The sequence below is a fragment of the Sodalis-like secondary symbiont of Drepanosiphum platanoidis genome (assembly GCF_964059955.1).
Lineage (GTDB): Bacteria > Pseudomonadota > Gammaproteobacteria > Enterobacterales > Enterobacteriaceae.
Window position 1 is genome coordinate 163,333 of record NZ_OZ060924.1, and the last position, 23,901, is coordinate 187,233.

General features: G+C 16.4%; 17 protein-coding genes and 2 tRNA genes. 15 read left to right on the top strand and 4 right to left on the bottom strand.

Annotated elements, in window-relative coordinates:
- The first annotated feature begins 293 nt into the window (after nt 1-293).
- The 7 genes from leuS to yihA all read left to right on the top strand — a co-directional run bounded on the left by leuS (nt 294) and on the right by yihA (nt 8,052).
- Nucleotides 294-2,840, top strand: coding sequence for a leucine--tRNA ligase (gene leuS, locus AB4W47_RS00685; RefSeq protein WP_367670721.1), 2,547 nt, complete (start codon nt 294-296; stop codon nt 2,838-2,840).
- 16 nt (nt 2,841-2,856) lie between these two features.
- Complete coding sequence (locus AB4W47_RS00690) at nt 2,857-3,372, top strand: hypothetical protein (protein WP_367670722.1); 516 nt, start codon at nt 2,857-2,859, stop codon at nt 3,370-3,372.
- A 31-nt stretch (nt 3,373-3,403) separates the two neighbouring features.
- Nucleotides 3,404-4,408 (top strand): DNA polymerase III subunit delta, encoded by a 1,005-nt coding sequence (holA, locus tag AB4W47_RS00695; protein ID WP_367670723.1) that lies wholly within the window; start codon nt 3,404-3,406, stop codon nt 4,406-4,408.
- Nucleotides 4,409-4,660: 252 nt separating this feature from the next.
- Entirely contained in the window at nt 4,661-4,945 is a 285-nt protein-coding gene (rplY, locus tag AB4W47_RS00700) for a 50S ribosomal protein L25 (protein ID WP_367670724.1), read from the top strand.
- Between the two features lie 243 nt (nt 4,946-5,188).
- On the top strand, nt 5,189-6,337 hold the full coding sequence (locus tag AB4W47_RS00705; RefSeq protein WP_367670725.1) for an MFS transporter: 1,149 nt from the start codon (nt 5,189-5,191) through the stop codon (nt 6,335-6,337).
- A 134-nt stretch (nt 6,338-6,471) separates the two neighbouring features.
- Nucleotides 6,472-7,353: a 5'-3' exonuclease H3TH domain-containing protein gene (locus AB4W47_RS00710; protein WP_367670726.1), complete on the top strand. Its 882-nt coding sequence runs from the start codon at nt 6,472-6,474 to the stop codon at nt 7,351-7,353.
- 45 nt (nt 7,354-7,398) lie between these two features.
- Nucleotides 7,399-8,052, top strand: coding sequence for a ribosome biogenesis GTP-binding protein YihA/YsxC (gene yihA, locus AB4W47_RS00715; RefSeq protein ID WP_367670727.1), 654 nt, complete (start codon nt 7,399-7,401; stop codon nt 8,050-8,052).
- A gap of 36 nt (nt 8,053-8,088) precedes the next feature.
- Here the strand turns inward: yihA and gorA are convergent, their stop codons facing one another.
- Nucleotides 8,089-9,441, bottom strand: coding sequence for a glutathione-disulfide reductase (gene gorA, locus AB4W47_RS00720; protein WP_367670728.1), 1,353 nt, complete (start codon nt 9,439-9,441; stop codon nt 8,089-8,091).
- A gap of 929 nt (nt 9,442-10,370) precedes the next feature.
- Here gorA and msbA point away from each other — a divergent pair.
- The 6 genes from msbA (at nt 10,371) to xthA (ending at nt 18,708) form a co-directional block, all read left to right on the top strand.
- Nucleotides 10,371-12,113 carry a lipid A ABC transporter ATP-binding protein/permease MsbA gene (gene msbA, locus AB4W47_RS00725; protein ID WP_367670729.1) on the top strand — a complete coding sequence of 581 codons (1,743 nt, stop codon included), beginning with the start codon at nt 10,371-10,373 and terminating at the stop codon, nt 12,111-12,113.
- Complete coding sequence (gene lpxK, locus AB4W47_RS00730; protein ID WP_367670730.1) at nt 12,082-13,104, top strand: tetraacyldisaccharide 4'-kinase; 1,023 nt, start codon at nt 12,082-12,084, stop codon at nt 13,102-13,104. The genes msbA and lpxK overlap by 32 nt, the downstream gene beginning before the upstream one ends.
- Nucleotides 13,105-13,340: 236 nt before the next feature.
- Nucleotides 13,341-14,105: a 3-deoxy-manno-octulosonate cytidylyltransferase gene (gene kdsB, locus AB4W47_RS00735; protein ID WP_367670731.1), complete on the top strand. Its 765-nt coding sequence runs from the start codon at nt 13,341-13,343 to the stop codon at nt 14,103-14,105.
- Nucleotides 14,106-14,431: 326 nt separating this feature from the next.
- Nucleotides 14,432-15,637 (top strand): acetate kinase, encoded by a 1,206-nt coding sequence (locus AB4W47_RS00740; RefSeq protein WP_367670732.1) that lies wholly within the window; start codon nt 14,432-14,434, stop codon nt 15,635-15,637.
- A 55-nt stretch (nt 15,638-15,692) separates the two neighbouring features.
- The gene (gene pta, locus AB4W47_RS00745) at nt 15,693-17,828 is read left to right on the top strand and encodes a phosphate acetyltransferase (RefSeq protein ID WP_367670733.1); all 2,136 of its coding nucleotides are present in this window, start codon (nt 15,693-15,695) and stop codon (nt 17,826-17,828) included.
- Between the two features lie 70 nt (nt 17,829-17,898).
- Nucleotides 17,899-18,708, top strand: a complete 810-nt coding sequence (xthA, locus tag AB4W47_RS00750; RefSeq protein ID WP_367670734.1) for an exodeoxyribonuclease III — start codon at nt 17,899-17,901, stop codon at nt 18,706-18,708.
- A 962-nt stretch (nt 18,709-19,670) separates the two neighbouring features.
- On the opposite strand, the gene AB4W47_RS00755 is transcribed toward xthA, so the two are convergent.
- Nucleotides 19,671-19,761: transfer RNA gene (locus AB4W47_RS00755), tRNA-Ser, on the bottom strand.
- Between the two features lie 177 nt (nt 19,762-19,938).
- On the opposite strand from AB4W47_RS00755, the gene AB4W47_RS00760 reads away from it, so the two are divergent.
- Nucleotides 19,939-20,012 (top strand) — tRNA-Arg (locus AB4W47_RS00760).
- 106 nt (nt 20,013-20,118) lie between these two features.
- Here AB4W47_RS00760 and ftsH read toward each other — a convergent pair.
- Both ftsH and AB4W47_RS00770 read right to left on the bottom strand, forming a co-directional pair.
- Complete coding sequence (gene ftsH / locus AB4W47_RS00765) at nt 20,119-21,981, bottom strand: ATP-dependent zinc metalloprotease FtsH (protein ID WP_367670735.1); 1,863 nt, start codon at nt 21,979-21,981, stop codon at nt 20,119-20,121.
- Between the two features lie 50 nt (nt 21,982-22,031).
- Nucleotides 22,032-22,670, bottom strand: coding sequence for an RlmE family RNA methyltransferase (locus AB4W47_RS00770; protein ID WP_367670736.1), 639 nt, complete (start codon nt 22,668-22,670; stop codon nt 22,032-22,034).
- A 376-nt stretch (nt 22,671-23,046) separates the two neighbouring features.
- Here AB4W47_RS00770 and kdsA point away from each other — a divergent pair, with 376 nt between their 5' ends.
- Nucleotides 23,047-23,898, top strand: coding sequence for a 3-deoxy-8-phosphooctulonate synthase (gene kdsA / locus AB4W47_RS00775; protein ID WP_367670737.1), 852 nt, complete (start codon nt 23,047-23,049; stop codon nt 23,896-23,898).
- Nucleotides 23,899-23,901: the final 3 nt, after the last annotated feature.

A 23,901-nucleotide genomic window follows, 5' to 3' on the forward strand; every position in this document is an offset into this window, starting at 1 on the left:
TTTTTAAAATATTTTAAAAAATTTATAGAATTAATTATATTAAATTATAAATAATTATTATATATATAATATATATTATTAATTATTTATATAAAATAAATAATAAAATTTTATTTAATAAATTTTTAAATAAAAAATTATTAATTAATATTGTATATATATTATATATAATAAATCAAAATATTTTTTATATAAAATAGTTTATTTTATATAAAAAATATTATTAATTTAATTTAAAAATATTAAAATAAAATATTATATTAATTTTAATTTATTTTAAAGGATTATTTTATATGAAAGAATTTTATTTTCCAAAAAAAATAGAAATTAAAGCACAAAAATATTGGGAAAAAAATAAAACATTTAAAGTTTTTGAAAATTCTCAAAAGAAAAAATATTATTGTTTATCAATGTTTCCATATCCTTCAGGAAAATTACATATAGGTCATTTAAGAAATTATACTATTGGAGACGTTATATCTCGTTATCATCGTATGTTAGGTTATAATGTATTACAACCTATTGGTTGGGATGCTTTTGGTTTACCTGCAGAAACAGAAGCTTTAAAAAATAATATAACTCCTAAAGATTGGACTAAAAAAAATATTTTATATATGAAAAAACAATTAAAAACTTTAGGTTTTTCTTATGATTGGAGTAGAGAAATAACTACATGTGTTCCTGAATATTATAAATGGGAACAAAAATTTTTTATTAATTTATATAAAAAAGGATTAGTATATAAAAAAATGTCTTTAGTTAATTGGTGTGAATATGACAAAACAGTTCTTGCAAATGAACAAGTTATTAATAATTGTTGTTGGAGATGTGGTAATTTAATAACAAAAAAAAATATTTCACAATGGTTTATTAAAATAACAAATTATGCTAATCAGTTATTAAAAGATTTAAATATTCTAAATAAATGGCCATCTAAAGTAAAAAACATGCAAAAAAAATGGATTGGAAAATCTAAAGGAATAAAAATTATATTTAAAATTAAAAATTTAAATAAAAATATAAAAATATATACAACATACCCAGATATGTTTATGGGAATTACTTATATTGCAATATCTATGTATCATCCATTTTCCATAAAAGAATCAAAAAAAAATATAAATATTTTTTCTTTTATAAAAAAGCAAACATTTAATATAAATACTAAAAAATATTTTAAAGAAAAAAAAAAATTAGGAATATTTTCAGGATTATATGCTATTCATCCTATTAATAAAAAAAAATTACCTATTTGGATAGTTAATTTTATTGATTTAGATTATGGAACAGGAGCTATTATGGGAGTTCCAGCTTATAATAAAAATGATTTTGAGTTTGCTAAAAAATATAATATACCATTAATAAAAATTTTTTGTTTTAAAAAAAATAATAAAGAAATATTATATAATTCTGGTGAATTTAATGGTTTATCTAGAAAAGAAGCTTCTAAAGCTATTATTAAAAAATTAATTAATCTTAAAATAGCAAAATATTTAACATGTTATAAATTACGTGATTGGGGAGTTTCTCGTCAACGTTATTGGGGAACTCCTATTCCAATGATTACATTAGAAGATGGAACAATAATTCCAATAAAAGAAAATGAATTACCAATAAATTTACCAAAATTAAAATCTTTAAATAAAAATTCTTTAAAATCTTTAAAAGATTATCCTGAATGGTTTAATATAAATTTTAATGGAAAAAAAGCATTTAGAGAAACTGATACATTTGATACATTTATAGAATCTTCATGGTATTTACATCGTTATACTTCTCCTAACTTTGAAGGAATAATAAATCCTGTATCAGCTAATTATTGGTTACCTGTAGATCAATATATAGGTGGAATTGAACATGCAACTATGCATCTTTTATATCTTAGATTTTATCATAAATTATTAAGAGATGAAGGATTATTAATAACTGATGAACCTGTTAAAAGTCTTATTTGTCAAGGTATGGTATTAGCAGATACATTTTATTATATAAATAATAAAAATGAAAAAATTTGGGTTTCTCCAGATAATATTTTTATTACAAGAGATAAAAATGGAAAAATTATAAAAGCTATAGATAATAAAAATAATGATTTAATATATTGTGGAATGAAAAAGATGTCTAAATCGAAAAAAAATGGAATTGATCCACAAAAAATGATAGAAAAATATGGAGCTGATACAATGAGATTATTTATAATGTTTTCAGCTCCTATTGAAATGAACTTAGAATGGAAAGAATCTGGAATAAAAGGATCTTATAGATTTATAAATAAATTATGGAAACTTATATATCAACATATAAATAATAAATACATAAATATAAAAAATAAAATATTAGATAAAAATTATAAAAATATTAAATATATGCTTAATAAAACTATTTTAAAAGTTACAAATGATATTAATAAAAAAAATAATTTTAATACAGCCATTTCTTCAATTATGGAATTTATAAATTTTTTATCTAAATTAAATAAAAATTCTAAAAAAATTAATTTAGTAATGCAAGAATCTTTTTCAGTTATTGTTAGAATGTTATATCCTTTTATACCACATGTATGTTTTTATTTATGGAAATGTTTAGGTTACAATAGTAATATTGATTATGTTAAATGGCCTAAAATTAAATATAAATATCTTATAAAAGAAGAAATACTTATAGTTATTCAAGTTAATGGAAAAGTTAGAGAAAAAATTATGGTTCCAATTAATTTTAATAAAGATAAAATAAAAAAGTTTTCATTAAAAATGAAATCAGTTAATAAATATATATTAAATACTTCAATAAAAAAAATTATTTATGTTCCAAAAAAATTAATAAATTTTGTTACAAATTAAAATATAAATATTAATAATGAATAATTTTATTAAAATAATAATAATTTTTATAGCATATATATGTTTTGGATGTAGTTATCATATAAATAAAAATATGTATAATTTTAAAAAAATAAAATATATAATATTAAAAAATTATAATTCAAGTGATCTTCTTATGCGTATTATTAAAAGACAAATAAAATCATATAATATATTAATTGAAGAAAATAATAATAAATTTAAAAATAAAAAATATTTAATTTTAAAAATTAAATATTTTAAAATAAAAAAAAAATATAAATTATTTTCTATATTAAAAAAAAATGAAAATATAGAACATAATTATATATTTATATTAAAATTATATATTATTACACCTAATAAGAATATATATCCAATTTTAATAAAAATTAATAAAACTTTTTTTGAAAATCCATTATTAATTTTACAAAAAAATTCATCAAAAAATTTTTTATTTAAAGAAATATATAAACAAATAGCAGAAATTATTTTTAATAAAATATTAAAAATATATTCTTATATAGAATGATTTATTTAATAAATAAATATTAGTAATTAAAATGATAAATTTACCATTTTATAAATTAGAAAAACACTTAAATAATTATACATATAATTGTTATTTTTTATTTGGAAATAATATTTTATTTTTACAAGAAAGTCAAAATTATATTTTTAATAAATTAAAAAAAAAATTATATGAATGTACTACAATAATTTTAAATAATAAAAATGATTGGAATTATATTTTTATGATATTTCAAACATTTAGTTTATTTTCTTATAAAAAATCTTTATTATTAATTTTACCAGAAAATGGAACTAATAATTTAATAGATAAAAATTTAGAAATATTATCATCTTTAATACATAAAGATATTATTCTAATTATAAGATCCAATAATATTTTATCTAAAAAAGAAAAAAGAAAAAAATGGTTTAAAAATTTAAGTACTTTAAGTATATTAATAGATTGTAATAATCCTATATCTTCAAAAATATCAGAATGGATTTATAATAGAGCAAAAAATTTTAAAATAATTTTAGATAAAAATTCTTGTGATTTTTTATCTTATAATTATAATGGAAATTTGTTAGCATTAAATCAAATATTTCAACAATTAAGACAAATATATTTTAATAAAAATATTAATTTTAAAAAAATTAAAAAATTTATTATTAATTTATCATATTTTACACCAATAAATTGGACTGATGCTATATTTCTTAAAAAAATAAAATATTCTTATCATATTTTAAATAAACTTAAATTATTATCAATAGATCCTATAATTCTTCTTAGAACAATTCAGAGAGAAATATATTTATTATTAAAAATAAAAAAAAAACTAATAAAAAATTATTCTCTTAAATATTTATTTTATAAATATAAAATTTGGAAAAATAAACAAGAAATACAAAAATATGCATTAAAAAATTTTAAATTTAATAAAATTAAAAAAATATTAAAATTAATGATAAAAATAGAATTAATTATAAAAAAATATAATACAGATTTAGCTTGGGAAGAACTTAATATGTTAACATATTTTTTATGTAAATAATTTAATTATTTATTTTAAATAAATATCATATAATTTTTATCATAAATATTTAATTATTAAATATAAATTTAACTTTTAATTAATTTATAAATTATAAAATAAATAATTTTAATTTAAAAATTTACTTAATATTTTAAAAAATAAATAATTTATTAAAATTATTAAATATAATAAATATTTTTAAAAAAATACTATATTTTTTAAAATTATTTAATTTTTATAAATAATTAATAATACTATGGATTTTATAAAATGATAATTATAAATGCAAAAATAAGAAAAGATATAGGCAAATCTTCTAATAAAAGATTACGATTATTAAATCAAATACCAGCAATTATATATGGAAAAAATATAAAACCTTTAAAAATTAAATTTTGTTATAATATTATTTCTAATAATAAATATAAAAATGATTTTTATAAAAATTTCTTTATTATAAAAATTAATAAAAAAGAAATAAAAGTAAAAATTCATTCAATACAATATCATCCATTTAAAGATAAAATTATTCATTTTGATTTTATTTATATTTAATTTTTATAAAAAAATAAATAATTTTAAATTTAAAATATTTAATAATATTTAATTGCTAATTTTAATAAATGTTTTAAAATTAAATTATTTTAATATTTATTTTTTTTAAATTTAACATAAAACAAATAATTTTAATTATAAATTTTATTTAATATTATTAAATTTTTTATAAAAAAATTATATATAATATTAAAATTTTTAATAAATTTAAATATTTATGAGAAATAAAAATAAATGAATTACATGGAAATACGTGCCTCTATAGGTTTATCATTTGTTATATTTTTACGTATGGTTGGTATATTTATTACAATGCCAATTTTAAGTATATATGGAATGACTTTATATGGAAATAACAAGTATCTTATTGGAATTTCTATAGGAATATATGGACTTATACAATCTATTTTTCAAATTCCTATGGGATTTCTTTCTGATTTTATAAAAAGAAAATTAATTATTAATATAGGTTTATTATTATTAATAATAGGAAGTATAATAAATGCTATAACAAATAATATTTGGGGTTTTATAATAGGAAGAGCATTACAAGGATCTGGAGCAATAACAAGTGTTATTATGGCATTACTTTCTGATTTAGTTTCTAAAAAAAATCAAACAAAATCTATGTCATTTATAGGAATAAGTTTTGCATTATCATTTATAATTGCTTTTATATTAAACCCTATAATAATAAATATTTTTGGTATAAAATCAATTTTTTGGTTTGTATCTTTTTTATCTTTTGTAGCAATTATAATAGTTATATATATAGTTCCTAATCCTTTAAATAAAATAAATAAATTTAATGAATTTAAAATAAAAAATTTATATAAAATATTTATAAATAAAAAATTATTAAAAATAAATTATAATATATTTTCTTTACATGCTATATTATCTTCAAATTTTATATCAATACCTATTATTATGAATAAATATTTTTTATATAAAATAAATCAATGGAAAATTTATTTATTTATTTTAATAATATCTTTTATAATTAATTTTTTATTTACTATATATTTTAAATTTAAAAAAAATTTTAATAAAATATTTTTATTAATAATAATATTTTTATTTTTTTCAGAAATTATATTATTTTTTAATAAAAATAAAATTGAATTATTATTAGGTTTACAATTTTTTTTTATATCATTTACTATATTAGAAGTATTATTGTCATCTATGATAATAAGAAAATCTAATAAAAAATATAAAGGAATATCTATGTCATTATATTCTTCAAGTCAATTTTTAGGATTAGCTATAGGAGGAATATCTAGTAGTTATTTTTTTAATATAAAAAATATTAATTTAGTATTTATTGTTGGAGTTATTATTTCTTTTATATTAATAATTATTAATATAAAAAATATTTATAAAAATTAAAATATTTATTTTTTAAAGTTTAAAATATTTTAATAAAAAATATTTATATAATTTTTTAAAAAAAATAAATATTATTACATTTATTTATAAATAATTTATAAAATATTAATTAAAAAATTAAGACAATTAGATATATGAAAAAAAAATTTTTATTAGTTGATGGTTCTATTTATTTATATAAAGCATATTATTCTGCTCCTTTTTTAAAAAATTCTTTAAAAAAACCTTCTGGAGCTATATTTATTATGATAAATATGCTTAAAAAATTATTTATAAAATATAATCCACAATATTTTTTAATTGTTTTTGATGCAGGTGGTAAAACATTTAGACATAAATTATTTTTTAAATATAAATCAAATAGATCTTCTATGCCTGAAAATCTTAAAAAACAAATTAAACCTTTGTATTCTATTTTAAAATCTATTGGGTTACCATTAATATCAATTAATGGTATAGAAGCTGATGATATTATTGGTACTTTAGCTATAAAAGCACAAAATAATAATTTTGATGTTTTTATTAATACTGATGATAAAGATATGGCTCAATTAGTATCTAAAAATATTAATATTATTAGTATTAATAATAATATACTTTTTAAATCTAAAGATATAAAAAAAAAATTTGGTATAAATCCTTCATTAATAATAGATTATTTATCTTTAGTTGGAGATGATTCTGATAATATTCCAGGAGTTTTAGGTATAGGAAAAAAAACTGCTATATACTTATTAAATACAATAGGAAATATTAAAAACATATATAAATTTTTAGATAAAAATAAAAAATTAAATATAAGTAAAAATAAATTTATAAAAAAAACATTAATTAAAAATAAAAAAATAGCTTTTTTATCTTATAAATTAGCAAAAATAAAAACAAATATTTCATTAAAATTTAATATTGAAAAATTTATTATAAAAAAACCTAATATTAAAAAAATAATATTTTGGTGTAATTATTTTGAATTTAATTCTTGGAAAAACAATATTAAAAAAATTTTATTTATTTAAATATTTTTTTAAAAAACTATTTTTAATATTATTAAGGTATTTATTTTGTTAAATTCATTAAATTATAAAAATATTAACTTTATATCTAGTTATTTAAATATTAACGATCTTCCAATAGATAATTTTATTGAAATTGCTTTAATTGGTAAATCTAATGTAGGAAAATCAAGTATTTTAAATATTTTATCAAACAAAAAAAATCTTGCTAAATTTAGTAAAACACCTGGAAGTACTGAATTTATTAATTTATTTGAAATTTCTGAAAAAATACGTATTATAGATCTTCCTGGATATGGTTATTTAAAAAATTTTAAAAAAAAAAATAAAATACAAAATTTATTAAATTTATATTTAAAATATAGAAAAAATTTAAAAGCTTTAATTATTTTAATTGATATTCGTCGTTTTATTAGTTATAAAGATAAAAAAATTTTATTATGGGCAAAATATTATAAAATTCCATTTTGTATTTTTTTAACAAAATCAGATAAATTTTCTAAAAAACAATCTAAAGAAAAATTATATAAAATAAAAAAATTAATAAATAATTATTTTAATGATTATTATATAAATATAAATATTTTTTCTTCATTTAATAAAATTGGTTTAAAATTTTTAAAAAAAATAATAAATATTTGGTATCAAGATATTTCTTTTTATTCATCAATAGAATTAATTAGAAAATCTCCAAAAATTTAATTTTTAAAAAAAAATAAAATTTATAAAAATTTATAATTATTTCATAGTTATAAATTCTTCTGATGAAGTTGGATGAATTGGCATAGTTTTATTAAAATCTTTTTTTTTAGCACCCATTTTTATAGCAACTGAAAATCCTTGAAGTATTTCATCCATTCCATATCCAATACCATGTAAACCAATTATTTTTTCTTCTTTTCCATAACAAATTAATTTAAAAAAAGATAATTGTTTATTTTTTGTAATAGATGTATACATAGAAATAAATGAAGATTTATATATTTTAATTAATTTTTTTCCATATTTTATAATAGCATTTTTTTCTGTTAAACCAATTGATCCAATTGGAGGATCACTAAAAATAACTGTAGGAATAAGTTTATAATTTAAATAAGCATTTTTATTATTATTAAATAATCTTTCTGATAAAATTCTTCCTGAAGATATTGCTACTGGAGTTAAAGCAATAGATTTTGTATTATCTCCAAGAGCATAAATATTTGAAATACTAGTATTTTGAAATTTATCTACATATATATATCCATTTTTATTAGTTTTTATACCAATTTTATTTAAATTTAAATTTTTTGTCATAGGAGATCTTCCAATAGCCCAAAGAATTTTATCAATTTTAAATTTTTTATTATTCTTTAAAATTAATGTAAAAGTATTATCAGAATTTTTTATTACTTCTTTAGGTTTAGAATTTGTAAATAATGATATGCCTTCATTTATCATTGTATTAACTAATACATCTACTATAGATGAATCAAATTTTTTTAAAGGTTTTTTATTACGAATAAATAATAAAACTTTTACACCTAACTTATTTAATAAATTTGCTATTTCTATAGCTATATATCCAGCTCCAACTATTGCTATATTTTTTGGAAGACTTTTTAATTTAAAAAAATCATCTGAATTTATTCCATATTGTGATCCAGGAATATTAATTTTTTTTGGTTTACTTCCAGTAGAAATTAATATATGATCAGAAGTAATTTTTTTATTATTAATTATTAATGTATTAGAATTAAAAAATTTTGCAAATCCTTTAATTATTTTTATTTTATTTTTATAAAATATTTTTTTATAATGTTTATTAATTTTCTTTATATAAATATCACGATTTTTAATTAAAACAGACCAATTAAATGATTTTTTTTTTATAAAAAAACCATAATCATTAGAGTATTTATTAAAAACGTCAGAAATTTGTGCTGCATACCACATAATTTTTTTTGGTACACATCCTAAATTAACACAAGTTCCTCCAATATTTTTAGCTTCAATAATTGCACATTTTTTATTATATATTGATGCTCTATTAATTGATGCAATACCACCACTTCCTGCTCCAATTACAACATAATTATAATGTTTATTCATGATAATCCAATATTAATTAAAAAAATATTTAATAAAATTTTAAAAAATTAATTAAAAATTTATATTTAAATGATTTTATTTATAGTTTATTATAAATTAATAAATATGTAATTTATTCATTTAATTTTATATTTTTTATTTTAAATATTTTTTAAAATTATATGATTAATTATATAATTTATTTTTTAAATAAGTAATTAATATTTATATAAATATAAATTATTTTAATTTATTAATTAATATTTATTAATATATAAAATATATTATAAATAATTTTATCATATTAATTATTATTTAAATATTTATTTCTAATAAAAATTAAAATATATTTTTATTTATTAATTTATATTTATATAAATGTTTTAAATAAAAAAATTATTTAAAAAATTAAAATTATTATTCCATTATAAATAAAATTTTTTTAATAAATATAATTTTAATTACTATATATAAATATTTTAATAATTTATAAAATAATTAAAATTAAAAAAATAATATAAAATATAATAAAATTTTTATATAAAAAATTATATATTTTTTTTAATAAATATAATTTTAATTATCATTTTTATTTATTATTATTTAATATTAATTATATTTAGTTTTTTTATATAAATAAAATTATTAATATTTAATTTAAATTAATTTTATAAAATAAAAAATATTATTATTTAATAATAAAAAAATAAAATTTATATAAAAATATTAATTAATAATAAAAAAAATAAATTATAAAATTTATTTTAAAAAATATTATTAATATAAGTTTAATTATAGATTTATAAAATATAAAATTTTTTTAATTAGAATTAATTTATATGTATAATAATTTAATAATATTTTTATTTAAAATAAATATAATATATAATTTTAATTTTATTAAATTTTAATAAATTTATTATAATATTAATTATGGCATTTATAATTTTATGTTTAAAAAAAAAAATTCTACTTTTAAAACTTTTCGTAGATTATGGCCAATTATAAATCCATTTAAATTTGGTTTAATAATCTCAATTATATCTTTAATTTTTAATGCTATTGCAGATACATTTATGTTATCACTTCTTCAGCCTCTTTTAGATGAAGGATTTGGTAAATCTAATAATTATGTTCTTTTTTGGATGCCAATTTTTATTACTATATTAATGATTATAAAAGGATTTAGTGGATTTATTTCAAGTTATTGCATTTCATGGGTTTCTGGTAAAGTTGTTATGCGTATAAGAAGTACTTTATTTAATCATATAATGGATATGCCTGTATCTTTTTTTGATGAAAATTCTACTGGAACATTATTATCTAGAATTACTTATGATTCTGAACAAGTTGCTTCCTCTTCATCTGGATCAATGATAACTATTATTAGAGAAGGATCTTCAATAATTAGTTTATTTTATATGATGTTTTATCATAGTTGGAAATTATCATTAATATTAATTTTTATTATTCCTTTAGTTACTATATCAATTAAATTAATATCTAAAAGATTTAGAAAAATTAGTAAAAAAATGCAAAATATTATGGGACAAGTTACTACAAGTGTTGAGCAAATGTTAAAAGGACATAAAGAAGTATTAATATTTGGAGGACAAAAAGTAGAAAACGAACGTTTTTATCATATTAGTAATCGAATGAGACAACAAAATATAAAAATGGTAGCAACGTGGTCTATTTCAGATCCATTAATTCAATTTATTTCTTCGTTATCATTAATTTTTATTTTATATATAGCAACTTTTCCATTTGTTATGAAAACATTGACCACTGGAACAATTACTGTAGTTTTTACTTCAATCTTTTCTTTAATGCGTCCATTAAAATCATTAACTAATGTTAATGCACAATTTCAAAAAGGTATGGCAGCATGTCAAACTTTATTTTCAATATTAGATATGGAAAAAGAACAAGATAAAGGAACAATAAATGTTATAAGGGCTAAAGGAAATATACATTTTAAAAATGTTATGTTTTCTTATCCTGGAAAAAATATTATGTCATTAAAAAATATATGTTTTAAAATTCCAAAAAATAAAACAATAGCATTAGTTGGAAAATCTGGTTCAGGTAAATCTACAATAATAAACTTATTAACTAGATTTTATGATGTTCAAAATGGAAAAATATTATTAGATGGTCTTAATATAAAAGAATATACACTTAAATCATTAAGAAAACAAATAGCAGTAGTTTCTCAAAATATATATTTATTTAATGATACTATTGCAAATAATATTGCTTATGCTCGTAAAAATTTTTATTCACGTAAAGCAATAAAAACTGCTGCTAAACTTGCATATGCCATGGATTTTATTAAAAAAATGACAAATGGTTTAGATACTATGATTGGAGAAAATGGAATTCTTATGTCTGGTGGACAACGTCAACGTATTGCTATTGCTCGTGCAATACTTAGAGATTGTCCAATTTTAGTTTTAGATGAAGCTACTTCTTCTTTAGATATTGAATCAGAAAGAGCTATACAAAAAGCTCTTGAAAAAATGAAAAAAAAACGTACTTTAATAATAATTGCTCATAGATTATCTACTATTGAAAAAGCTGATAAAATATTAGTTATTGAAGATGGAAAAATTATTGAATATGGTTCTCATAAAATTTTAATTAAAAAAGATGGTTTATATGCTAAATTACATAACAATTATTATTCATAAAATTATTTATAATATTTGGTCAGGAAAATATTTTTTATATTTAATTTTATTACCATTATCATGGATATATAAATTATTTTTTAAAATTAGATTTTTAGCTTATTCATATGGATTTTTTAAAAAATATAAATTTTCTATACCAATTTTAATAGTAGGAAATATTACTTGTGGTGGAAATGGAAAAACTCCATTAGTTTTATGGTTAATAAAACAATTAAAAATTAATAAATGGAAAGTTGGAGTAGTTACTAGAGGATATAAAGGTAAATATAATAATTATCCATTGATAATAAATGATAAAACTAATGTTTATCAATGTGGAGATGAAGCATTACTAATATGGAAACGTACAAAAGTTCCTGTAATAGTTTCTCCTAAAAGAATTAAAGCAATTCCTATATTAATAAAAAAAAATTTAGATATAATTATATCTGATGATGGTTTACAACATTATTCTCTTGAAAGAGATTTAGAATGGATTGTTATTGATGGTAAAGAGCGTTTTGGTAATGGATGTTGTATTCCTGCAGGACCATTAAGAGAAAATATTAGTAGATTAAAAAATGTTGATCAAATAATAATTAATAATTATTTTAATAATAAAAAAAAAGAATTAACAATGTATCTTAAACCTAAATTAGCTATAAATTTATTAACAGGAAAAAAATCTTGTATAAAAAAATTAAAATCTGTTATAGCTATTGCAGGAATTGGTTTTCCAAATCGTTTTTTTGAAACAATAAAAATTTTAGGATTAACCCCTAAAAAAAAAATAATATTTCCTAATCATAAAAATTATAATAAAAAAATGTTAAAATCTTTAACAAAATTTGGAGAAAATTTATTAATGACTGAAAAAGATGCAATAAAATGTTATAAATTTGCTGATATATCATGGTGGTATCTTCCTGTAGAAGCTACTTTTAAAAAAAAAGATTCAAAAAAACTTATTTTATCAATTGAAAATATTATAAAAAAATATAAAAAATAATATTTTTTATATTTTAATTAAATTTTATATTATAAATATTTTCATAAAAAAATTATATATTAAATTTTTATATAAAAATATTTTAATTTTTAAAAAAAAAATTAAAAAATATTAAAAATTATTATTTAATATATAAATATATTAATTTATTTAAAATTAATTTATTTAAAATTTTAATATTTAATTTTTTAAATAAAATATATTAATTTTTAAAATTATATTTCATGAGAAAACTAATGGACTTTATTGCAATTATTCCTGCTCGTTTTTTATCTAGTAGATTACCAGGAAAACCATTAAAAATTATTAATGGAAAACCTATGATTTTACATGTTATGGAAAAAGTTATTTCTTCTAAAGCAAATAGAGTTATAATAGCAACAGATGATTATAAAATATATCAAGTAGTTAAAAAAGCATATGGAGAAGTTTTTTTAACAAGTAATATTCATAAATCTGGAACTGAAAGAATTTCAGAAATTATTAAAAAACTTAATTTTAAAAATGATCAAATAATTATTAATGTTCAAGGAGATGAACCATTAATTTTACCTGAACTTATTAATAAAGTAATTTTTAATTTTATTAAATTAAATCCTAGTATAGAAACATTAGCAGTTCCTATAGTTAGTGAAAAAGAAATGAATAATTTTAATATAATTAAATTAATTACTGATATTAATAATTATGCTATATATTTTTCTCGTTCTTCTATTCCATTTATAAATAATAAAAAAAATTTTTTTAAAAATTATAAAAATGAAATAAAAAAAAATATTTTTAGACATATTGGAATATATGCTTATACTGCTGGATTTATTAAAAAATATTTAAGTTGGCCAGAAAGTTTTTTAGAAAAAATTGAATCTCTTGAACAATTAAGAGTATTAAAATATGGAAAAAAAATACATGTAACTATTACAAATAAATATTCTGGGATTAGTGTAGATACAAAAGAAGATTTAAACATAGTAAAAAAAATTTTTAAAAAATATAAATAAATTATTTTATTAAAAATTTTATATAAATATTTAAAATTTAATAATTAAAATGTATTTGATTAATATTAATATTTTTATATATGTATTTTAAGTTTTTTAAATTATTTATTATATATAATAAATATTATAATTAATATTATTAATTTATTTAAATTAAATAATTATTTAATTATAAATATTTTTATATATAAAATAAATATTTTATAAATTTTTATTAAATATAAAAAATTTTAATAAAAATTATTTTATATAAATTTATTAAATTAATAGTTTTTATAAAAAATATTTTTTAATTTAATTAAATTAAATCAAAGAGTTAATAATTTATGATTAATCAATTAATATTAGTTTTAAACTGTGGTAGTTCATCTATAAAATTTGTTATTATAGATCCTAAAAAAAATATAAAATATATTTCAGGTATTGCTGAATGTTTAAATATAAAAAATTCATGTATTAAATGGAAATTTCATAATACTTCTATTAATAAAGTTTTTTTAAAATCTAAAAGTTCTCATAAGGAAGCATTAATTTTTATTATTAATAATATTTTAAAAAAAAATAAAAAAATTTTTAAAAAAATTATAGGAATAGGACATCGTATAGTTCATGGAGGAATAAATTTAAATAAATCAATAATTATTAATAATGAAGTTTTAAAAAAAATTAAAGATTCTATAATATTTGCACCACTTCATAATCCATCTCATTTAATTGGAATTTATGAAACTAAAAAATTATTCCCTAATTTATCCAATAAACAAGTTGCTGTATTTGATACTAATTTTTATAAAAATATGCCAAAAATATCATATCTTTATGCTATTCCATATTTAATGTATAAAAAACATGGAATACGTCGTTATGGTGCCCATGGAATTAGTCATAATTATGTTATATATCAAGCTTCAAAAATTTTAAAAAAATCTTTAAAAAAAAGTAATTTTATTAGTTGTCATTTAGGAAATGGAGGATCAATAAGTGCAATTAAAAATGGAATTTGTATAGATACATCTATGGGTCTTACACCATTAGAAGGATTAGTTATGGGTACAAGAAGTGGTGATATTGATCCATCTATTATTTTTTATTTAAATAAAAAATTAAACATGTCAATAAATGAAATTGAAATTTTATTAACAAAAAAATCTGGTTTATTAGGTTTAACAAATATTACTAGTGATTTAAAATATATAGAAAATAATTATTTTAATAATAAAATTTTTAAACGTGCTATAGATATATATTGTTATAGATTATCTAAATATATAGGTTCATATAGTGTTCTTATGAAAAATAAAATAGATGCTCTTATATTTACTGGAGGTATTGGTGAAAATTCTTCTATGGTTCGTTTATTAACATTAAAAAAATTAAAAATACTTGGATTTAAAATAGATAAAGAAAAAAATTTAATAACTAATTCTAAAAAAAATGGAATAATTACTACTGATAAAAGTCGTATTGCAATTGTAATTTCTACTGATGAAGAAATAATGATAGCTAAAGAAACTTTACGTTTAATTATTTAATTAATAAAATTTTATAAAAAATATATATTAAAATCATATAATTATAGGAGTTTTTGTGTCTAAAATAATTATGTTTATTCCTATTGGATCAAAAATTGGATTTTCAAGTATAATTTTAAGTATTTTAAATAAAATAGAAAAAGAAAATTTATCTTTAAAGTTTTTTCAACCTATTAAAAATGAAAATTTATCAAAAAATTATTTAGATATAACAAAATATCTTTTCAAAAAAAAATCTAATATATCATCAATAGATTCATTTTCTATAAAATATGCAGAATCTTTATTAAAATCTAATAAAAAAAATGATTTAATAGAAAATATTGTTTCAAAATGTTATATAAATATGAAAAACACAGATTTAATTTTTATTAAAGGATTATGTTTTAATAATGAATATAAATATATTAATAAAATTAATTATGATATAGCATCATCATGTAATGCAAATATTATTTTTATAATTGAAATAAATAATAAATATTATATAAAATATAAAAATAAAATTAAATTAAGTTTAGAAAAATATTTAAAAAATAAATCAAATAATATTTTTGGAACAATTCTAAATAAAATGTTTTATGTAAAAAATAAAAATAATTATATAAATTTTTTTTCAAAAAAAAATATAAATGAAAATAAATGTTTTTATGTTGATTATAAAAAATTATCTAAAAAATATTCTTTACCTAAAATAAATTTAATTCCTTGGAATAATAAAATATCTTATCCTAAACCTATAGATATATCTAATTATCTTAATGCAAAAATTATACATAAAGGAAAAATGGATAATCGTAAAATAAAATCAATAATTTATTATAAAAAAAATATTTTATTAAATATAGATAATATTTTAAAAAATTCTATATTAATAGCTTCTAAAAATTGCTTAAAAGATTTAATGCTTGCATGTTTATCTGAAATAAATGGAATTAAAATAAGTTCTATTATTTTAACTAATAATTTTAATTTTGATAAAAATATATATAAAATATGTAAAAAATCTATTAAATTAGGATTACCTATTTTTTCTGTAAAGATAAACTTTATAAATACATTAATAAAATTAAAAAATTTTAATATATCATTAGAATTATATAATGATTATAGATTAAATAAAGTTATAAATTATATATCTTCTTATATTAATTTTTCTAATTCTTTAAAATTATTAATTAATAATAAAAATAAAAAAAATAATAAATTATCTTCTTTTTTATTTCGTTCTTATATAACTGAAAAATCTAAAAAATTAAATAAAAAAATTATTCTTCCAGAAGGAGAAGATATAAGAATAATAAAAGCATCTTCAATTTGTGGAAAAAATAATATTGCTCATTGTGTTTTAATGGGAAATCCTAAAAAAATCATTAAAAAATTTTTAAAAAATAAAATAGAATTTTCTAAAAATATAGAAATTATTAATCCAATAAATATACAAAAAAATTATATTTCTCAACTTATTAAATTAAGAAAAGATAAAGGAATGACAGAAAAAATAGCTAAAAAAGAAATAAAAAAAAATATTGTTTTATCTACTTTAATTTTAAAAAAAAAATTAGTAGATGGATTAGTATCAGGAATTTCAAGTAGTACTGCAGATACATTAAGACCACCATTACAAATAATTAAAACTTCTGCTAATACTAAATTAGTATCATCAATTTTTTTTATGTTATTTCCTGATAAAATATTAATATATGGAGATTGTGCTATTAATACTAATCCTAATGCAGAACAATTAGCTGAAATTGCAATACAATCTTCAGATTCTGCAAAACTTTTTGGAATTAATCCTAAAATAGCTATGATTTCATATTCAACAAAAAACTCTGGATTTGGTAAAGAAGTAGATAAAGTATATGAAGCAACAATAATAGCAAAAAAAAAACGTCCTGATTTAATTATTGATGGACCATTACAATATGATGCAGCTATATCAAAAAAAGTTGCAAAATTAAAAGCTCCTAATTCACCAGTTGCTGGAAAAGCAACAGTATTTATTTTTCCTGATTTAAATACTGGAAATACTACTTATAAAGCTGTTCAAAGAACATCTAATATAATTGCTATAGGTCCTATATTACAAGGCATGAAACAACCTGTTAATGATTTATCTAGAGGTGCTTCAATAAAAGATATAATTTATACTATAGCATTAACATCAATTCAAGCAAATAAAAATTAATTTTAATTAAAATAATTATAATATATATTATTAATTATATATATTATATTTTAATAGGATATTTATATAAATGATATTTATTTCTTTTAATATTAATGGTTTAAGAGCTCATTTACATCAACTTGATGCTATTATTAATAAATATAATCCAGATGTTATTGGACTTCAAGAAACTAAAGTAGATGATAGTATGTTTCCATTAAATTTTATTTTAAATAATTATAAATATTATGTATATTTTTATGGTCAAAAAAAATATTATGGAGTTGCATTTCTTTGTAAAGAAAAACCTATTTTTATACAAAAAGGATTTATTACTGATAATAAAAATTCAGAAAAAAGAATTATTATATTAAAATTAATGACTTCTAAAGGAATTATTACTATAATTAATTGTTATGTTCCTCAAGGAGAAAATTGTAATAATATTATAAAATTCTCAAAAAAAAAAATATTTTATAAAAAAATTAATAATTATATTAATAATAATTGTTTTAATGAATCTTTTTGTATTATTATGGGAGATATGAATATTGCTCCAAGTAACTTAGATATAGGTATAGGAAAAAAAAATTATATTAATTGGTTAAATTCTGGAAAATGTTCTTTTCTTCCAAAAGAAAGAAAATGGATAAATAAATTATTTTCTTTAGGATTTATTGATGTATATAGAAAAATACATCCATTTATTAAAAACAAATATTCTTGGTTTGATTATCGTTCTAATGGATTTATAAAAAATAAAGGACTTCGTATTGATTTATTTTTAGTATCTAATAATTTATATAAATATATAAATTATTCTGATATAGATTATTCTATTAGAGAAATGAATAAACCTTCTGATCATGCTCCTATATGGGTTAAATTTAATATTTAAAAAATTTATTTAATATAAAATATATACAAAAAATTTTCATTTTATATATTTTTTAATATAATTTTTATAAAAAAATTATTATTTATATTATTAATATTTTTTTAAAAAATTCATTTATTAATAATTTATTATAATTAATAAATTTTAATATTATTGATTTTTTTATTAATATTTTAAATTATTATTTAATATTTTATATATTTTAATTTAAAATTTAATATTTATTTATAATTAATAATTATAAATTTTTTTATTTTTATTAAAAATTTTTTAAATAATTTTTTAAATTATTTTTCAATAAATGATTTATTTTAAATATATTTTTTAATAAATTTATTTTTTTTAAAAATTATATATATAATAAATTTATTAAAATATTTTATAATTAATAATATATTTTATATTATTATTAATACTATTTTAATATATTTACTTAAAAAATATATTATTAACATAATTATAATATTAAAATTAATTAATAAAATTTAATTTATTAAATTTATTTTTAATAAATTTTAAAAAAATTTTTATATAAATTAATTAAATTTAATTAAATAAATAATTTTTTAAAATTATTTAATTTAATTTTTTTTATATGTATAAATAAAATATATTTTTTTAAAATAAAATTAATTTTATAATTTTTTAATATTTTAATAGTTTATTTATTTTTTTAAATATTTAAATTTAAATAATATAAAATTTTTTATTTTTTAATAAAATTTAAAATATAATAATAATTGATATTAAAATATTTATTTATTTTAAAATTTAAATATTAATTTCTTTTATAAAAAATTTTTTCTTAATTTAATAAATTTATTTATATAAAATATTATTTTTATATATTTTAATTATATTATCAAATAATAAAATAATTTTTAATAAATTATTAAAATAACTAAAATTTTTAATTTAAATAAAAAAATTTTAAAAATAATTTATTTTAAAAAATTTTATAACGGAGGAAGTGAGATTCGAACTCACGAAAGGTTTTTTTATTCCTTTGCCAGTTTTCAAGACTGGTACCTTAAACCACTCGGTCATTCCTCCAAAATATATTAATTTTAAAAAAAATTATATAATATATAATTTTTATATAAAATATTTTTAATTTATTTTTATTTTTTATTAAAATAATAAATAGTTTGTTTTTTTATATTTATTTTAGTATAATTTAAAAAAAAAATATTTTCAATAATAAATACATATATTATGTATATTTAATAAGCGCTCTTAGCTCAGTTGGATAGAGCAACTGCCTTCTAAGCCGTAGGTCACAGGTTCGAATCCTGTAGAGCGCATTTTATTATAAAAATATAAATTTTATATATAAAATTTATATTTTTATTAAAATTTTAATTTAAAATATAAAAATTATTTTTTTATTAATTTAATTTATTAATAATTTTATTTTTTTATTTTTTTATTATTTTCTTTTTTTGATTTTTTAATTATTTTTTTAAAATTTTTTGATATATTATTATTCATTAATTTATCAATTTGAATTGAATCTAATGTTTCATACTTTATTAAAGCATCTTTCATAGAATGTAATATTTTTATATTTTTTATTAATAATTTTTTAGCACGTAAATAATTTTTTTCAATAATATTTTTAATTTCTTTATCTATTAAACATGATGTTTCATTAGATATATTTTTATTTTTTGATAATGATTTATTAATAAATATTTCACTTTCTTCTTCTGTATATAAAAGAGGTCCTAATTTTTCAGAAAAACCCCATTTAGTAACCATATTTCTTGCAATAGATGTTGCTATTTTTATATCATTAGAAGAACCAGTAGATATTTTTTTTAATCCATATATTATTTCTTCTGCTAATCTTCCTCCATATAATGTAGAAATTTGACTTTCTAATTTTTGACGACTAATACTTATTATATCATTTTTAGGAATAAAAAAAGTTATACCTAAGGCTCTTCCTCTAGGTATAATAGTAACTTTATGTACTGGATCATGTTCAGGTACTAAACGACCAACAATAACATGACCTGCTTCATGATAAGCTGTACATTCTTTTTGTTCATCAGTTATTACCATAGATCTTCTTTCTGTTCCCATTATAACTTTATCTTTAGCTTTTTCAAATTCATTCATAGATACTAAACGTTTGTTATTTTTAGCAGCATAAAGTGCTGCTTCATTAACTAAATTAGACAAATCAGCACCAGAAAAACCAGGTGTACCTCTTGCAATTAATAAAGCATTTACATCTTTTGAAATTGGTACTTTTTTCATATGTATTTTAAGTATTTTTTCTCTTCCTATAATATCTGGTAAATCTACTATAACTTGTCTATCAAATCTTCCAGATCTTAATAAAGCAGGATCTAAAACATCTGGACGATTTGTTGCAGCAATAACTATAACACTTTCATTTTCTTCAAATCCATCCATTTCTACTAACATTTGATTTAATGTTTGTTCACGCTCATCATGTCCACCACCTAAACCAGATCCTCTTTGTCTACCAACAGCATCAATTTCATCAATAAATATTATACATGGAGCTGTATTTTTTGCTTGATTAAACATATCTCTTACTCGTGAAGCTCCAACACCTACAAACATTTCTACAAAATCTGATCCTGAAATAGAGAAAAATGGAACCTTTGCTTCTCCAGCAATAGCTTTTGCTAAAAGAGTTTTTCCTGTTCCTGGGGGTCCTATCATTAATATTCCTTTAGGAATTTTTCCACCTAATTTTTGAAATTTTATAGGTTCTCTTAAATATTCTACTAATTCTTTTACTTCTTCTTTAGCTTCATCACAACCAGCTACATCAGAAAAAGTTATTTTTATTTTATCTTCAGATAACATTCTAGCTTTGCTTTTTCCAAAAGACATAGCTCCTTTTCCATTTCCTTGTATTTGTTTCATAAAAAATATCCAAACTCCAATTAATAAAATCATTGGAAACCAAGATATAAAAATTGATGTAAATATACTAGGATCTTCTGGTTTTGCTCCTAATATTTTAACTTTTTTTTCTAAAAGAATATCTAATAATTTATTATCATGCATAGGAATAGTAGTAATATACTTTCTACCATTTTTTTTAAAAACAGTAATTTTATCTTTATAAATTTGAGCTTCTTCTATTTGATTATTATTTAATTCATATATAAATGTAGAATAAGCTATCTTATGATTATTAGAGTTTTTATATCCAAAACTCTGCATAAATGACATAAAAATCACTACAATAATTAACCAGAGAATTAGATTTTTTGCCATATCACTCAAGATATTAACCTCATATTATTACTATGTTTAAGAAATTTTTTATAATTTATTTATTTTTTTCCTAATGCTAAAATATATATTTCACGAGATCTAGATGAAGATGCATCAGGTTTACGAATTTTTATTTTAAAAAAAAATGATTTTATTTTTTTTATAAATTCTTCAGAACCACTTCCTTGTAATATTTTAACTAAAAAATTTCCTCCATTAAATAAAATTTTTTTAGATAAATTAAAAGATATATTTGCTAATATAATTGATTTTGGAACATCTATTTCAGGTATTCCACTCATATTTGGTGACATATCTGATACAATTAAATTAATTTTTTTATTATTTATTTTTTTTATCAAAAAATTTACAAAAGATTTTTTTAAAATATCTCCTTGAAAAAAAATTACTTTTTTTATAGGTTTAATTGGTAAAATATCAGAAGATATTAATAATCCATTTTTTCCTATTTTATTTATTATATATTGTGACCATCCACCTGGAGAAGAACCTAATTCTATAATATTCATATTAGGTTTAATTATTTGATCTTTTTTTTGTATTTGTTCAAGTTTAAACCATGCTCTTGAACGTAATTTTTTTATTTTTTTTTTACGAAAATAAAAATCATTAATATGGTTTTTTAACCATCTTTTTGAACTTTCAGAACGATTTTTTTTTTTTAGAATAAATTTCATAATAATCTATTAAAATTATAATATTTTTAATTATTTATTATTTAAAATAAAATAAATTTTTTTAAAAATATAATTAATTTTATTTTTAAAAATTTTAAAATATTTTATAAATTTATATATTATATATATTTTATTTATTAAATTAATTTTTTTTAAAATTTATATTTTTTAAATTATATCATAATACAATATATAATTGTATAGTTAAGATACTTTTATTATATAAAATAATAATAATATATTTAATATATATAAAATATATATTTTTAATTATACAATTATTTTTTAAAAAATAATTAATTTATTTTATATAAATATTTTAAAATTAAATATTATAATATTATTTATATTTAATATTTTATTTAAGGAAATAAATATGAAACAATTAGTAGTAAAAATAGGTAATATTAAAATTAGTAATTCATTACCATTTGTATTATTTGGAGGTATGAATGTATTAGAATCTTTAAATACATCTATGAAAATTTGTGAATATTATATTAATATAACTAAAAAACTTAATATTCCATATATTTTTAAAGCTTCTTTTGATAAAGCAAATAGATCATCTATTAAATCTTATAGAGGTCCAGGATTAAAAAAAGGAATAAAAATATTTGAAAAACTTAAATCAGAATTTAATGTTAAAATAATGACAGATGTACATAATGAAGAACAAGCAAAAATTATATCTAATTTTGTAGATGTTATTCAAATTCCAGCTTTTTTAGCAAGACAAACAGATTTAATAAAATCAGTTTCAAAAACAGGTTCTGTTATTAATATAAAAAAACCTCAATTTATGAATCCTACTCAAATAATAAATATTGTTGAAAAATGTAGAGCATTTGGTAATAATAAAATTATTTTATGTGAAAGAGGAAGTTCTTTTGGTTATGATAATTTAATAGTAGATATTTTAGGTCTTCATACAATGAGTGAATTATCTGGTGGATGTCCAATATTATTGGATGTAACACATTCCTTGCAAACAAGAGATCCATTCGGAAAAGTTTCATATGGTAGAAGAGACAAAATATGTGATTTAGCTAGAGCTGGTATTGCTGTTATTATATCTGGTATTTTTATTGAATCACATTTTAATCCTAATGAAGCAAAATGTGATGGTCCTTCAGCTTTACCAATAAAAAAATTAGAATCTTTTTTAAGTCAAATAAAATCTATTGATCAATTGGTAAAAAGTTTTATTAAAATTGATATTAAATAATAT